Here is a 16,061-nt window from a genome sequence, read left to right as displayed (position 1 = left end):
CCAACAACTTAAAATACAAAACAATTATGAAAAACTCATTTCACACTTTTTATATTACTCACAGAGAGGCAAATGTACCAATTAGAGAGCGTTTTTCTTTATCCGAACGAGAAACCGAAACGCTTTTACTTGCTCTACAAAGTTCAGAATCTATAAAAGAAGTTTTTGTACTTTCTACTTGTAACCGTACCGAAATTTATTGTTATGGAACAGAAGATTCTCTATCTATCATAAAGGAAAAATTTGCTCAATTAAAATCTATTTCTAGTGAAAAATTGATAGAAATGGGTTTCAAATCAAATAGCAATTCAGAAGAAGTAGTCAAACGTTTTTTTCAGATTAGTGTAGGTGTAGATTCTCAAATTGTAGGTGATTGGCAAATTACGCATCAAATAAAACAAGCCTATCAACTTGCTGACGAACTAGGAACAATCGGAAAATATTTTCATAAACTAATAAGTTTTGTTTTGCAGACAAGTAAGAAAATTACTACTCAAACAGTCTTTAGAAGTGGAGCTGCATCAGTTTCTTTTGCTACGGCTGATTTGATTCGTCAGTTATCACAAAAACAAAATAAAGAACTAGAAATATTAGTAGTTGGAGTCGGAAAAATAGGCTCAGATACGGTTCGTAATTTGAGAAAAATGGGCATCAAAAATGTCAAGATTACAAATAGAACTATTGGGAAATCAGCGATGCTTGCCACCGAAAATGCCTATGAAATTGTAGAGTTTGAAGATGTTTTTCAAGAAGTTCAAAAAGCTGATATTATAATTAGTTCGGTTTCTCAACCCAATTTTTTCAATATTTCTAATATTGACGCACGAAAAATGCGTCCTAATCAATGTTTTATAGATTTATCGATGCCTAGAAGTATTGAAAACAAACTCACTAATTTTGTCAAAATTTATAATATTGATGACCTAAAAGAACAAACAAAAGCTGTTAGAGAAGAACGAATGGCATCTTTGCCGTTAGTTCATGAGATTTTAGAAAAAGGAATACAAGATTTCGAACAATGGAAAATTGAAAATGAATATATTTCTGTTCTACAACCTTTCAAAATGGCATTGGAAGAATTAAAAAATAACATTTCGAATAAATACAGTTCTGAATTAGATGACAAAAATAAAGATTTGATGATACAAATGCTGACTGATTTTGAACAAAAAGCAATGCGTATTCCTGTCGTTAATCTCAAAACACAACTCAATAATTCATCAAATTCGGATAATCCAAAACCATTTTTAGATACACTTCAACAATTATTTTCATAAAGTATAACAGACTTCCAGTCTGTGTAAAAATATTTTTTCCGACAGACTAGGAAGTCTGTCATACATAAACAATCATGTTTTTTCCAGCTTTACTTCTCGGTCTTACAGGTAGTTTGCATTGTGTGGGAATGTGCGCTCCTCTCACATTTGCGTTTATGCAAGGCAAAAATTTTGTTCAAAAACTTTTTTTCTATCAGTTAGGCAGAATTCTAATGTATGCCATTTTAGGAATGGGAGTTGGTTTTGTCGGACAGGCTTTATTTTTTTCCAACTGGCAAAGTTATGCAGCTTTTTTGTTGGGTGGAACGCTGATTTTGTCTGGTGTCTTTAGCTTTAATTTGGATAAAATAACCAATCAAATTTCTGTTTTGAAATGGATTTCTTTAAAAATAACACCTTTGATGGGAGATTATTTATTTGATAAAACACCCTACAAATTATTTTTTGCAGGACTTTTAAATGGTCTTTTGCCTTGTGGTTTGGTTTATTTTGCACTTTTGGGAGCAGTTGCAGCAGGAACAAGTCTTGAAGGTGGAATTTTTATGACTGGTTTTGGATTAGGAACACTTCCTTTACTTCTTACTTCCTTATTTTTTTCAAAATATTTCTCTCAAAAAATAAATACAAAAAACATCATTTTTCAAAAATTAAAAATCATTTATCCCTATGCTTTTATTCTTATGGGTATTTGGTTTATTGGAATGGGAGTTGTTTCTTGGCAAAGTGGTATAGTTAATTGTCATTAGCTTGATTTTGATTAGATTGTTGTTTAATTTTATAAAAAATACAACCAATCAATAAATGAGAAAGTAATATCACTATGAGAAAGAAAAAAGTTGAATTCCCAAAATGTGAAACCTGTCCTAAGCGTGCTTCTTCTGTATTTTGTGATTTATCAGAAACAGAAGTAGTTAATATGTCAGCTAATAAAGGCTGTAATTTTTACAAACGAGGTCAAAATCTATTTTATGAAGGTTCTCGTGCTATTGGCGTACATTGTATTTATGAAGGAAAAGTAAAACTAACAAAATTAGGAATTGATGGAAAAGAACAGATTGTCAAAATAGCTTCTGATGGTGAAGTTTTGGGCTACAATTCTGTACTAAGTCAGATGCCTTATAATGTTTCTGCTGAGGCATTGGATGATGCTGTGGTGTGTTTTGTGCCAAGTTCTACTTTTTCAGAACTCATTGATGATAATAAAAATTTTCCTCGTAAAATGATGCAATTAATGGCAAAAGACACCCAAGATATGGAACAACGTCTTACAAATTGGATGCAAAAATCAGTGAGAGAACGCCTTGCAGAAGTACTTTTACTTTTACATAATCGCTACCAAGATAAGGAAAAACCTCAAGTTATTGATGTTCGATTGAGCAGAGAAGAAATTGCAAATCTTGTAGGAACTGCTACTGAAAGTGCTATTCGTTACCTTTCCGAACTCAATACAGATAAAATTATAGAATTAAAAGGAAAAGAAATTATTATCTTGGATAAAGAAAAACTCATTAAAACTGCAAACTTAGGAGAATAAAGTTTAGTACTGTACCCTATATTTTTGTATTACTAGAGTTAAGATTCGTTGAACAAAATCACAAATTCAAAATAATACGATAATTCAATCTATACTCTTCAAAAGAATGTTCGAAGGCTTGCATTTGTTCGGCTACATCTGAGTCAATATTATCTTTTAACATCGCATCAATTTCAGTGGCTATTGTTGCCATTCTATCAACTCCCAAAGTAGCAGCACTTCCTTTTATGGTATGAACATGAAGTTTAAGAGTCTGTCTATCATTTTGATTATGTGCCATAATTGCCTCAATCAAAAGTCCTGTTGTTTCTGTTTCGAAAAGCTCATAGGATTCATCGACAAGTTCTCTTCCTCCCCATTTTTGAAGCTGTTGAGCTGTTTGTGTATTTACAATAGGTAAATATTTTAAAGACTCTGGTGAAGATTGACTGGCTAAACTCGCTTGATTTGCAGATTCTTGCCCCTCGCTTTCTGTATTCTCCTTTGAGTTTTTATCATTCAAATTGTGAAACTTAACATCTATCCATTGTTTTGTTTTTTGAATAAGAGTTTCTGCTTTTACAGGCTTAGGAAGATAATCATCCATTCCTGCACTAATAAAGCGTTCTTTTTCATCTGCAACTGTAAAAGCTGTCAAAGCAATAATAGGAGGTACAGATATTTTGAGCCTTTTTATAAAACGAGTAGCTGTTACGCCGTCCATTTCAGGCATCTGAATATCCATATAGACGAGTTCGAAATTATTATTTTTTATTTTTTGAATCGCTTCTTTTCCATTTACTGCCGTAATTATCTGACAACCAGATTTTTCTAGTATTTTTTTAGCTACCGTTAGATTAGTTGTATTATCATCAACAACTAAAATTAGAGGATTATTTATAAATGAATTTTCCCACTTTGATTTTGTCTCAGAAGTTATTTTATTGCTTTGGCTTTCACTTTGAGTTTCAGAATTATTTATCAAATCCGTTTCTGTACTTTTCAGAGCCTCAAAAGAAAAATGAAATGTACTTCCTTCTTGTTCTTTTGACCAAACCTGCATTGTTCCTCCCATTATTTCTACGAGTTGTTTGGCTATTGTCAATCCCAGTCCTGTTCCACTTACTGTTTTTTGATAATGATGTTGTAGCTTAGAAAAAGAATCAAATAAAAACTCTTGATTTTCTTCTGAAATCCCAATTCCTGTATCTTTTACTTCGCCTTGCAAAAGCAGTTTGCCTTCTTCTTCCTTTATTGTATCTACTGAAATAGCTATTTTTCCGTGCTGAACATTATATTTAATGGCATTCGAAAGTAAATAACTAAAAATTTGTAACAAACGACTTTTATCAGCAATAATTCTGCTAGGAGTTTTATCTGTAATCTTGATAGAAAACTGTAATGACTTTGCCTTAATTTCCTTTGTAAAGAGTAATGAGAGTTGTTCTAAAAGAGGTTTCAACTCAAATGCTTCAGGTTTTAAAAGCATTTTATTAGCTTCAATTTTAGATAAGTCTAATACATTATTCAGAATAACTAATAAATCATTTGAAGAAGATTCAATCGTATTTAAAAAATGATTTTGTTCTTCATCTAGTTTTGTGGTACGCAGCAAATCAATCATTCCAATAATTCCATTCATGGGCGTTCGAATTTCGTGTCCCATGTCAGCTAAAAATTGTTTTTTACTCTCCAAAATTCGCTCTATATTCTGTTTTGATTTTTGTGCTTCTTGATTTATTTTTTTGTTTTCGTTTATTTCTCGTGCAATACCTTCTATTGCTACTATATTTTTAGTTGCCTTATCTTCTATCACTTGAAAATTACAAAGCAATGTTTTTGATGTTCCTAGTTTTGATACAACAGTTACCTCATAATTTTTGATTTTTTTGCGTTCTTTCAATATAAAAAGAAGATTTTCTAATTTTTCTTTTGATAGAAGAAAAGAATGAATTTCTTTATTGATAAGCTCTTTTGGTTCATATTCCAAAATAGCTTTTATAGATGGACTAATAGTCGTTATAATTCCATTTGGAGTAGCTTGAAAATAAATATCTTGAAAAGAATCAAAGATAGTTTTGAATTTTATATCATTTTCTTGTTTGTCTAATCGTACCAAAGCCGACAAAATCATTTGATAAAAACAATCCAAAAAACTGATTGTCTGATTATCTAGAGTTTGATAACTATTTTGAGAAAGGCAAACAAAAATATTCAATAATTGATTAGACTTCTGAATTGGAATGTACAAAAAATGACTATTTATTTCATTTTGAGTAAAAACGAGCTTTTGTAGTTTACTCTTTTTTTCTAGCCTATTTACTTCTTCTTCACTCAAAAAAAATGTTGCTTCTGAATATTTATTTGAATAAATAATCTGATTAGAGGCAATCACAATGCTAAAATTTATTTCAAAAACTTTATTCAAATGCTCAAAAATAGAATCATAAAGGGCATCAAAAGAAATACAAGTATTTGCTGATTTGAGAAAAGAAAATAAAGCCTCTGCTTGATTTTGAGAAGGCACAGAAAAACTGGAAGATGTTGTAGTAGTGGTAGGAGATAAAACTTCAATATTTATCATATAAAATCTGTTTTTACTTTTTTTATCCTTTAAGTCTATCTTAAATTTATTTGAATGACTATCTTTGCACTTTGCTTCAATTTAAGAAATTATTGCATAGTCTAACAAGCTATTTTGAAAAAAATGTAACTAATCCATTTATTTTTTCTAAAAAACTTTGCCAATTCATATACAATTTACACCCAACTAAATAACTATATTTTTTTTATGTCATCTAATCGCTATCAAACACTAAAAATAAAAGAAATTGTCAGAGAAACTCCTGATACTATTACTATTCATCTCAAACAACCTCTTTTTAGAAAGATACCTTATTATGCAGGTCAGTTTTTGACACTTATTGTCAAAGATTCAACTGGTAAAAAATACCGTCGTGCTTACTCGTTGTGTTCTGCGCCTCACTTGGATAGCACACTTGCTGTAACTGTAAAACGAGTAGAGGGTGGAGTAGTTTCGAATCTCTTGAATGATACTTTGAAAGCAAATGAGAAGCTAGAAATAATGGAACCAATGGGTAATTTTGTGTTAAGAACACACCCAGATAACAATCGTCATATTGTTCTTTTTGGTGGAGGAAGTGGAATTACGCCTTTGATGTCAATGCTAAAAGTCGCTTTGAGTTATGAGCAAAATAGTGTTGTTTCTTTGATTTATACATGTAGAGATGAAGAAAGTGTTATTTTCAAAAATCAATTAGATAAACTAAAAGAAAAACATGGAGATAGATTTAATTTGATTTATGTTCTGACACAACCAAAGACCGATTTATCAAATCAAGAAAATCATTTTAAAGGTCGTATTACAAAAGAATTCATCCAAACAACTTTAGAAAAACTCCCAAATATTAAAGACCGAATTTTCTACCTCTGTGGTCCTGAAGGCATGATGGATACAATACAAGAAACTTTATCAGGATTGAATGTACCAAGTGATACTGTTCATAAAGAAAACTTTTTTGCTCCTGTTAATACTGATGATGAAAATGGAGAAATTGTTCCTGATGGCAGAAAAACAGTCAAAGTTATTTTGAATGGAGAAGAATCAGAAGTAGCTGTTGATGCCAAAAAGACAATTTTAGAAGCTGCTTTAGATGATGAAATTGATATGCCGTATTCGTGTCAGAGTGGACTTTGTACAGCCTGTCGTGGTCTTTGTTTGTCTGGAAAAGTAACGATGGATTCGAATGAAGCTCTTAGTGAAGCCGAAATTACAGAAGGTTATATTCTGACTTGTCAAGCGCATCCACTTACGGATGATGTGAAAGTGGATATGGATGCTTAATTTTCAATTACGGGTTACGAATTACGATACGGCTTGCTTTTTAGTGAGCCGTTTTATTTAACTATAAATTTATAAAAAATGATAGATAAAAATTGGTTTAATCTTGAAAAATGTAGAATTGTAGATGAATATATAGAAGAAGGTAGGCAAGAATTTAATATAAAATGTAAAAAACGAAACTTTCAGCTTTATATAAACGAACATAAAAATCACTTTAAAGATAGAGAAAGCCTTATTTTCATAAATACAGATGTTTTTTTATTAGAAAACGACATACATATAGCTTCTTATCGTTATGATGTTCCTTTATCTGAAGAATATAATATTCCTCTCAAAGAAATAAAGATTCTTTTTCAAAAATGGTTGTTAGAGGAAGTTTCATTAGAAGAATTGAAATTAAAAATTCCAGTCTTAGAATTTCTAGAAGTCTATCCCTATTATTTGCAGGGAAAAGAAGGAGTAAATGAATATAAACTAAAACAAGTTCGTAAACATCTAAATCATCAACCCACAAATGAACAAACTATAGCGACCTTAAAGCTATTTGATATATACAAAGAATCCAAAATACTCAAATCCCTTTTTCCTTATACAAGTGTAGGAAGATTGTGTTTGTCTTTAGGGGAAGATGCAGGCAATGACAATGATTATTGTTCTTTTTACTGCACAAAAGAAAAATTTTGGCTTTCTATGAATAAAGATGGTAGCGAATATTGTTTCAATTCAGCAGAAGAAACGATTAATTTCCTTGAAAAAAAATTTCAAAATCTTTAAAGAATAATCAATATTACGACTTTCCAAACTCAAAACTAGGTAAAAACAAAGATTCTAACTTTGAAAAACTTTTTTGAGTAATATAATAATTTTGAATAATCATTTGCACAAGACGATGAGCAGAATATTCAAATTGAATGGGTGCTGGGCTTTCTTTTTTCAGCCATTTTTCTACTTTTTCATACCTTTTTGATTTGATATTTTTCAAAACAGTTGCTCCAACGGCTTCTAATCCTGCTGCGTTATAATGCTGTTCATATTGATTTTTCATTGGAATAATCAATAGTTTTTTACCTAAAAAAAGTGCTTCTGCTGGTGCTTCAAAACCTGCCCCACACACAAAACCTTTACACGTCCTCAAACTTTCTGTAAAACTTTCTTTATTGACAGGACGAATATATGCGTTTTCATCTCGGTATTCTGTATCTGTATGTTTTGAAAATATTTCCCAATCAATATAAAAAAAGTGCTTACAAAACCTCAAAAGCTGTTTTTGGTCGTAAGCAGGTAGATAAATTGTATAATGTTCTTTCGTTGCAACTACTGCATTACGAATTTCAGAACGCACCAAAGGAGGAAAAACAGTTTTAGCTAATGGCAAAAAATGAAAACCATACCCTTCTGAAGTCGGTGCATAATTTTTGATTACAAAATCGCCTATTTTGTCGCTGTGTTTTGGTTTGGGAATATTGGGCAATTTTATGGCTTCTTGATTACTAATTCCGATACATTTTTTTCCTTTAAGTTTGCACGCCCAAGCCGAAACAGGTTCAAAATCAGAAATTATAATATCATATTTTTCAACAGGTAGAGAAGTTACGGCTTTGATAAATGGCTTAAATTTTACTTTTCGAAATGTATCTATAAAATCTATCCCTCCATTTTTCCCAAAAGTAAAACTCAGTCCTTTAAAATTATAATCTACATCAAAAGGTAATTTTAGTTCGGCAGAAGTTCCACTAATCAAAACATCTACATCAGCATATTTTTGAAAAATCGGAATTAGTTCGCAAGCACGACTAATATGTCCGTTTCCTGTTGCTTGAAGTGCATAAAGTAAGCGAGGTTTTGAGTGATTATTTTTCATAATTTTATTTTTTTTCTATTCAAATTCTTTCAAAAGCTGTTCGAATAAATATTCATTGGTCAATGGATTTTCGGAAACCATTTTTATATCTTCTTCTGTCAGATTCTCATCTATTTTATGAACATAAAGTGTCCATTTTTTGTCATTATATTCTAAAGCCGTCATATTTTCTACCCAATCACCAGAATTAAGGTAACAAACTTTATCATTTTCTATTTCTATATCTTTTATGATGGGTTGATGAATGTGTCCACAAATCACATAGTCATAACCATTTTGGATAGCAATCTCGGCAGCCGTCGTTTCAAAATTATTTTTAGATTTAACTGCTGATTTTACACTATTTTTGATTTGTTTTGAAAGTGAAATTTTACCTTTTCCTACTTTTTTGAGTACAGAATTTACAGCTTTGTTGAGCAGAATCAAAAAACCATACCCATCTGCACCCATTTTGGCAATCCATTTTGAGTGACGCATCGTAACATCAAACACATCTCCATGAAAAATCCAAGCAAGTTTTCCATCAAGAGATAAAACAACTTTATTTACAATTTTAGCATTCGAAACTCCAAAACCGACAAATTTTCGCATCATTTCATCATGGTTTCCTGTAACATAATAAAGCTGAACACCTTTACTTACCCAATCCAAAATCTTTTTGACCACCTCTACATGAGAAGTAGGAAAATATTTTCTACTAAATTGCCAGCCATCTATAATATCGCCATTCAAAACGACTATTTTGGGTTCGATACTATTCAAATAATCTAAAAGAGGAAGAGCTTTTGAACCATACGTTCCCAAATGCACATCTGAAATAACAACGACTTCTACTTTGCGTTTCATAGTTTTTATGATTAATGTAAATCTGTTTTGTTGGATTGTATGATTTATCTATGTGCAAATTACACAAAGCAAATCAACTCTATTTTATAGAAAAATGAAGTTGTAATAAATATTTTGCACTAAAAACAAGTGAATATGAACAAACTATATATTTGAAAATCAACCCCTTACCAAAAAAACCTTTTCTAAATCCTAAAAAAAACCACAAAAATCAATTTTAGTGTAAGTTTTGATTGCCTTAAACAACTTACTTGTAGAAACGTTAATTCATTTTATAAATCGTCAAAGGCAAGCCTTTAACCTACAAATATATTTTATTGTATTTATTAAATTTCTAACTTCATACTTCTAACTTTGTATTTTATATGTCTAATAAAAATCTTTTTATCATTATTGGTGCTGTCGTCTTACTTGTTGTTTTGGGTGTTACAGGAAAAAAAATGGGTTGGTTTGGTGCTGAAGATGGAATTGAAGTAGAGTTTTCTCCAGTCAAACGCATTCAAATTGTCGAAAGAGTAAGTGCATCAGGAAAAATTTATCCCGAAGTAGAAGTAAAATTATCTCCAGATGTTTCGGGAGAAATTACTGAATTATTGGTAAAAGAAGGTGATTCGGTAAAAGAAGGACAATTACTTCTAAAAATCCGTCCTGATACATATCAAACTGCCGTCGACCGAACTCGTGCTTCTCTAGGTTCGCAAGGAGCAAATATCGAACAAGCCAATGCACGCTTACAACAAGCAAAAGCACAATATTTTAGAGCAAAGGCAGATTTTGGAAGACAACAAAAACTCTTTGATGATAAAATAATCTCATTACAAGATTTTCAAGCAGCAGAATCTACTTTCAAAGTAGCTGAAGCAGAACTCCAAGCTGCCGAAAAAACAGTAGAATCTGCAAGATATTCTCTCCAAAGTGCTAGAGCAACATTAGAAGAAGCACAAGCAAACTTATCACTTACTACTATTTTTGCTCCTCAAAGTGGAATTATTTCTTCTTTGAATGTCGAACAAGGTGAGCGTGTCGTGGGAACTGTACAAATGACAGGAACAGAACTTTTGCGTATTGCAGAATTCAAAAATATGGAAGTCAGAGTAAACGTAAATGAAAATGATATTATTCGTATCGAAATGAATGATACGGCGTATGTAGAAGTTGATGCTTATCCAGACCAAAAATTTATAGGAATTGTTACTTATATTTCAAGGTCTGCCAATAATTTACAGACTGTTACGGCTGATGCTGTTACTGAGTTTGAAGTAAAAATTAGAATGAGTAGAGATTCGTATAAAGAATTATTAGAAAAAAGAAATTTTCCTTTTCTTCCAGGGATGACGGCAAGTGTTGAGATTATAACAAACAGAAAAAATAATGCGTTAGCTGTTCCACTAGCAGCCGTTACAGTAAGAAACAGTAAATATAATAATGAAGAGGAAAAAGAAGATTCGCCTAGAGGAAAACCTAAAAAAGAAACAACTAAAAATGAAAAATTAGAAGAAGATAAAATGAAAGAAGTAATTTTTGTCAGAGATGGCGAAAATCAAGTAAAGATGGTAGAAGTAAAAACAGGACTTAGTGATTTTGATAATATCGAAATTTTGAGTGGTGTAGAAGAAGGAAAAGAAGTAGTTGTTGCTCCTTACAATGCAATTTCTAAAACTTTAGAAGATGAAAGTACTGTCAAAATTGCAAAAGACAAAAAAGCAAAGTAACTTGTAGGTTAATTCATTAACACAAAACTTAATAGCTTACTAAGCTATGTTTTTTGTTGAAAAAAGATTTCCTTTTAATAGAACTGCTTTATACCAAATAGCCTATTTTTTTACTTCATAATACAATTATGACTTTAGCTAACATTGACTTTTATAGAAATATTCAGATAGAAAAATTTAAAGAACTCGCAGGAGTTACAGGATTTGATACAGGAGTAGATATTGATGAGATTTATCCCCAAATAAAAAATGCAAAAGCCATTGCAGAATTAGGAGTAGGATATGGAAGGGTCGTCGATGAACTTTTAAAACGTGGTTTTGAAGGTAAAATTTATGGTGTCGAACGAGTAGAGTCTTTTGTCAATTATATGGAAAAAGAGCATAAAAATGAAAATGTCTTTATGCTCCATCAAGATATAGAAGAACTAAACTTACCTGAAAAAGTAGATGCCGTTTTATGGCTTTGGTCTGGAATACTAGAGCAAAACCTAGAACAACAACGAGATTCTATTTGTAAAATAAGAAAATACCTCAAAACAGGTGGCAAATTATTTATAGAAGCTCCTCAAGACAAAATTAAGTTTGTCGGAATGAAAATAAACAAACATTATATCCGTGTAGAAATGGATTGGGGAACACTAGATGCCTATATGCCTTACGAGGAAGATATGCACCTTATCAAAGAATCTTGTCATTACAAATCTTTAGAAATGATTAAATACCAATCTCTTACTGGTTTGGATAGAGTTTTTTATGTTTTTGAAAATTAAGTTTTTTCATTTTCCAATATCTAATTTCCAATCCCTAATTCCCAGTCATTGATTACAACAAAACTTCCAAAAGTAGGCACAACTATTTTTACGGTCATGTCTGCGCTTGCCCAAAAACATAATGCTATCAACCTTTCACAAGGTTTTCCAGACTTTAAAGTCAATGAAAATTTAGTAAAAGAAGTAACCAAGGCAATGAATAGCAACTTTAATCAGTATGCTCCAATGGCTGGTTTTATGCCTCTGCGTGAACAAATTGCTCAAAAAATTGAAAAAATATATGGTGTTACTTCTGACCCAGATACAGAAATAACGGTTCTTTCGGGTGCTTCAGAAGGAATTTTTACTGCCATTGCTGCCACAGTCCGAGAAGACGATGAAGTAATTATTTTTGAGCCTGCTTATGATTTGTATGTTCCTGCTATCGAACTTCAAGGAGGAATTGTAAGACATATTTCTTTGTCTGCTCCTAGTTTTAGACCTGATTTTGAACAGTTAAAACGCCTTATTTCTCCAAAAACTCGTTTGATTATCTTCAATACGCCACATAATCCAACAGGAACAACTTGGACAAAAGATGATTTGAAAATGTTGGATTCGCTTTTAGAAGGAAGTAGTATTTTGGTAATTAGTGATGAAGTCTATGAACATCTTATTTTTGATAATCAGAAACATCAAAGCGTGCTTTCTTATCCAAACTTGCGAGAACGTTCGTTTGCTGTCTTTTCGTTTGGCAAAACTTTTCATGCAACAGGTTGGAAAGTGGGGTATGTAGTTGCACCAAAAAAATTGACTGCCGAGCTTCGTAAAATTCATCAATATATTACTTTCAGTACTGTTACACCAATTCAAGTTGCGTTATCAGAGTTTTTGAAAGATGAAGAAAATTATATTCATTTAGCCGATTTTTATCAACAAAAAAGAGATTATTTGTGTAGTCTTTTAGGGCAAACTAATTTTACTTTTACACCCACACAAGGAACATACTTTCAACTCGTAGATTATTCCAAAATATCTGACCAAAAAGACACTGATTTTGCTATTTGGCTGACTGAAAAAATAGGTGTGGCAAGTATTCCAATTTCTCCTTTTTATCAAAATGAAAATGACAATTCAGCTAAAATCCTACGCCTTTGTTTTGCGAAAAATAATGAAACCTTGGAGAAAGCTGTGGAAAAATTGAGTAAACTTTAGCATTTAAAACTTATAAAAAATCATGATAGAAATTAAGGAGTGGACAAAATATAAAAAGTTAGAGTTTAAGGACCAAAAGTTGGGAGATATTGATTTGAGCTTGTTAGATTCTATTGATAATAATTTTTTTGATTTTGATACAGAATTAGTATTTGAAAATTGTGAAATAAAATTATTTAATGCTGTCTGTATATGTTTAGAAAAATCTATAACTTTTATAAACTGTAGAATAGACGAGTTATACTGTCATGCAACTTATTTCTGTGGGGGATTTAGTATGACAAACACCATAATTTCCAAACATTCTACATTTGATTGTGGAGGACATAATATTGCTCCAAATGAATTTATTATTGATAATTGTGTGTTTAATGGATACTGTGATTTTTTTGATGTTTATTTTGATGGAAAAGTAAAAATAACTGATAATTTTTTCAATAGAGGAACTAATTTAGAAATGTATTTAGCTTCTCCTTATGGTATAAAGGAAGGAATGCCTTTAATATTAGAAAATAATAAAGGCAATCTAAATCAAGTTGCTGAATAATAAAACAGTTTAGTTTTTAGCCGTTGTTAGTGTTTTAGTAGGTTAATCGCACCAAATAATGATGTTTTTTATACTTATTCAATGAATTTTAGCTACAGAGTAGCGTAATATTGGTAGAAAAAATAGTTCTTCTTCTATCAAAAGCTGCGTAACTGCGTAATTTTGTTTTTTCGTGCTTTCCAAAACATCAAGCTGCAATATTACGCAGCTACGCAGCTAAAAGTCAGAAAAACGTCCAAATTAGATGCGATTAACCTAGTGTTTTAGCGAAACGACACCAACAATATAAAACTACTCCTTCCCCAATTCCTTCCAAACTTGAAAGTATCCTTTTTGGAAATTTTTATTGAGTGCTGGGTCTAGCAAAACATATTTTGTAATAATTTCTTCAGGGTTTGCAGTCGGTTGAAGATAATAATCTTTCTTTCCGATGTCTTGACCAAGCTGTTGCCATTCATTCTTAGAAATATCTGTTTGAGTAAGACGTTTTAAAAGAGAATTTGTCAAAGGTAAATTGAGTTGAGAATAACGAGCTGTTGCATAAATCAATAAATCTTTATGATTTTGTTGTTGGTCTAATGTCTGAATTTTTTGTCCTACTTCCTTCCAAAACAGACTAGAATCAGAATAGGTAAGTCCTGTTTTCAATCCTACATTTAGTTCAAGAGCTTCCAGTGCTTCCTCCCAATTTTGAATAATTATGGCATCATTAGTACGCTTTTCTAGTTTCTGTGTTAGTAGTTCAGTATGTTTTTTTAGCTCTCCTTCGGGTTCTTGTTTTCCTATTATACTTTTTGATTTAACTACAAAACCAACAGCTTCTGATAAATTATTTTCATACAAAGAATTTCTAATTTGTGCATCTAAGTATTCTAACTGGTCTTTTTTTGCATTGGTAAGTCGTGGAGCTAACTGCTCAGTACAGTTAGGCAAAAATGGATTTTGTTCACAAATTTCTTCTGCTTGAGAAAAGAAATTGAAAGCCTCATCAAATTCTAAATTTTTGGAAGCATAATCTCCTTTTCGGATAAAAAAAGCAAATAAATCAAAATAAACACTTTCTATGGCAGTCTGCAAATCACTTTCTTCTTTTAATGCCGTTGTTAGCTCTTCTCCTTTTGGAAGATGGGAAAGGTCTTGACGAGCATTATCAAATTTTCCTTCTTGATAAAATAATTGCGCCCTACGAATCAAAGAAGGAACATGAGTAGGACATCTTGCCAAAACAGAAGTAAAGGAAAGTTGTGCAGAGTTTGCTTTTCCATTTTCTAAATATTGTTTTCCTTGCTGGTACTCATCTTGACAGGCTTTTTCAGATTCTGCTGTTGCAGTAAAAAGCATCGAACGAGTTTGTGTATAAGACGTTTTGAGTTTACTGAGTTGCTGACGAAGCTTTACAGGGTCTTCTTCGTCTGTAATAAGTTCGCTTGCATAAGCATCTAACTTACGAATAGCACTTTCGATGGGTTGTAATTTTTGCTTTGCTTCCAATTCCTTTTTAGAATTTGGTTCAAATCCTTTTTCTTTTTGAATAGCATTCAAATCAGTCAAAAAACTTTCAATTTTCTGTGATTCGTTATAATATTCATCAATCAGTTTGATACGAGAAGTTAGTCCTTTTTCTTGTAAGTCGCCATAATGAAAAACTATCTTTTCTATCAAAATAGGGCGATAATCTGCTGTAAGAGGAAATGAAACATCAACACTTACTTTGTGATTAATATCAAATTCTACTTTAGAAAATTCTTTTTTTATTGTTTTATTATCTTTTTTATCATCTTTTGTTTTGTGTCCCCAAGTTACATCAAAACTAACTTGTTCTGGCAACAAATAATCTGCTATCGAAAAATTACGATACATTCCTCCGATTACTTCCTTAGAAATAAAAGTAATTGTATAATTATCTTCACTTTCAGAATTGAGTGCAATTTCTACATCATACTTTAACTTATAAGAAGTGGTTGTTTCATGTTTGGATAAAATTTGTATCGCTTTTTGAGGAAACTCATCTTCCTTTAGTGTTGGAGATTTATCTTTCTCAAAAACAAATTCCATTATACTTATTTCATTATCACTTGCTTCATTTTGGTCTTCCGATTGAGCAAAAGTCAGTGAAAAAAATGAGTGAAAAATCACAAGAAATAGAGTTGGAAACAATCTTGAACTAACAAAATGGTTTTTATTATAAAAAAAATAGTTCATAAGTTTTGAAGAGTATTATAGATAAATTTTTCTGTCCTTCTGATTTAGTTTTTCAGAATTTTATAGCTTTATAACGGAAATATACGCAAAACCTTATAAAAACACACAAAGAGTAAAACTAAGAGATTAAGTTACTTCTGTTAGCTTAACCTTATCAACAAGCTATTTTTGCATTTTTTTTCAGCTTATCTGAATTCTATCAATAAAATTTCTCAAAACATTTCTCAAAAAAAAGTATTTATTCATTTTGATAAGTAACTTTGTGCCTTTGATT

13 protein-coding genes are annotated in these 16,061 nt (G+C 31.2%); 9 read left to right on the top strand and 4 right to left on the bottom strand.

From position 1 onward, the window contains the following. Positions 1 to 26 precede the first annotated feature (26 nt). From hemA to ACE193_RS20480, 3 genes are all read left to right on the top strand, one after another. Positions 27 to 1,277 (top strand): glutamyl-tRNA reductase, encoded by a 1,251-nt coding sequence (hemA, locus tag ACE193_RS20490; protein ID WP_375560072.1) that lies wholly within the window; start codon positions 27 to 29, stop codon positions 1,275 to 1,277. A gap of 74 nt (positions 1,278 to 1,351) precedes the next feature. After that, complete coding sequence (locus ACE193_RS20485) at positions 1,352 to 2,023, top strand: sulfite exporter TauE/SafE family protein (protein ID WP_375560071.1); 672 nt, start codon at positions 1,352 to 1,354, stop codon at positions 2,021 to 2,023. A 74-nt stretch (positions 2,024 to 2,097) separates the two neighbouring features. Further along, positions 2,098 to 2,811, top strand: a complete 714-nt coding sequence (locus tag ACE193_RS20480; protein ID WP_375560070.1) for a Crp/Fnr family transcriptional regulator — start codon at positions 2,098 to 2,100, stop codon at positions 2,809 to 2,811. 58 nt (positions 2,812 to 2,869) lie between these two features. Here ACE193_RS20480 and ACE193_RS20475 read toward each other — a convergent pair whose 3' ends face one another. Then, positions 2,870 to 5,374: a response regulator gene (locus ACE193_RS20475; RefSeq protein WP_375560069.1), complete on the bottom strand. Its 2,505-nt coding sequence runs from the start codon at positions 5,372 to 5,374 to the stop codon at positions 2,870 to 2,872. A 207-nt stretch (positions 5,375 to 5,581) separates the two neighbouring features. Here ACE193_RS20475 and ACE193_RS20470 point away from each other — a divergent pair, with 207 nt between their 5' ends. Together ACE193_RS20470 and ACE193_RS20465 are read left to right on the top strand one after the other, a co-directional pair. After that, entirely contained in the window at positions 5,582 to 6,655 is a 1,074-nt protein-coding gene (locus tag ACE193_RS20470; protein ID WP_375560068.1) for a 2Fe-2S iron-sulfur cluster-binding protein, read from the top strand. 78 nt (positions 6,656 to 6,733) lie between these two features. After that, positions 6,734 to 7,429: a hypothetical protein gene (locus tag ACE193_RS20465; RefSeq protein ID WP_375560067.1), complete on the top strand. Its 696-nt coding sequence runs from the start codon at positions 6,734 to 6,736 to the stop codon at positions 7,427 to 7,429. A gap of 13 nt (positions 7,430 to 7,442) precedes the next feature. On the opposite strand, the gene ACE193_RS20460 is transcribed toward ACE193_RS20465, so the two are convergent. Next, positions 7,443 to 8,516, bottom strand: a complete 1,074-nt coding sequence (locus ACE193_RS20460; protein WP_375560066.1) for a glycosyltransferase family protein — start codon at positions 8,514 to 8,516, stop codon at positions 7,443 to 7,445. 15 nt (positions 8,517 to 8,531) lie between these two features. Next, the gene (locus tag ACE193_RS20455) at positions 8,532 to 9,362 is read right to left on the bottom strand and encodes a UDP-2,3-diacylglucosamine diphosphatase (protein ID WP_375560065.1); all 831 of its coding nucleotides are present in this window, start codon (positions 9,360 to 9,362) and stop codon (positions 8,532 to 8,534) included. 365 nt (positions 9,363 to 9,727) lie between these two features. Between ACE193_RS20455 and ACE193_RS20450 the strand changes: the two genes are divergently transcribed. The 4 genes from ACE193_RS20450 (at position 9,728) to ACE193_RS20435 (ending at position 13,585) form a co-directional block, all read left to right on the top strand. Continuing rightward, positions 9,728 to 11,074, top strand: a complete 1,347-nt coding sequence (locus ACE193_RS20450; RefSeq protein ID WP_375560064.1) for an efflux RND transporter periplasmic adaptor subunit — start codon at positions 9,728 to 9,730, stop codon at positions 11,072 to 11,074. 128 nt (positions 11,075 to 11,202) lie between these two features. Further along, on the top strand, positions 11,203 to 11,844 hold the full coding sequence (locus tag ACE193_RS20445; protein ID WP_375560063.1) for a class I SAM-dependent methyltransferase: 642 nt from the start codon (positions 11,203 to 11,205) through the stop codon (positions 11,842 to 11,844). A gap of 48 nt (positions 11,845 to 11,892) precedes the next feature. Beyond that, positions 11,893 to 13,038 carry a methionine aminotransferase gene (locus tag ACE193_RS20440; protein ID WP_375560062.1) on the top strand — a complete coding sequence of 382 codons (1,146 nt, stop codon included), beginning with the start codon at positions 11,893 to 11,895 and terminating at the stop codon, positions 13,036 to 13,038. Between the two features lie 22 nt (positions 13,039 to 13,060). Beyond that, positions 13,061 to 13,585 (top strand): hypothetical protein, encoded by a 525-nt coding sequence (locus ACE193_RS20435; protein WP_375560061.1) that lies wholly within the window; start codon positions 13,061 to 13,063, stop codon positions 13,583 to 13,585. A gap of 291 nt (positions 13,586 to 13,876) precedes the next feature. Here the strand turns inward: ACE193_RS20435 and ACE193_RS20430 are convergent, their stop codons facing one another. Beyond that, positions 13,877 to 15,721: a tetratricopeptide repeat protein gene (locus ACE193_RS20430; protein ID WP_375560060.1), complete on the bottom strand. Its 1,845-nt coding sequence runs from the start codon at positions 15,719 to 15,721 to the stop codon at positions 13,877 to 13,879. Between the last annotated feature and the right edge of the window lie 340 nt (positions 15,722 to 16,061).

Source organism: Bernardetia aquimarina (assembly GCF_042180575.1).
Classification (GTDB): Bacteria; Bacteroidota; Bacteroidia; order Cytophagales; family Bernardetiaceae; genus Bernardetia.
Note: the sequence above shows the minus strand (reverse complement) of the source record. Positions and strands in the feature narration are given on the sequence as shown.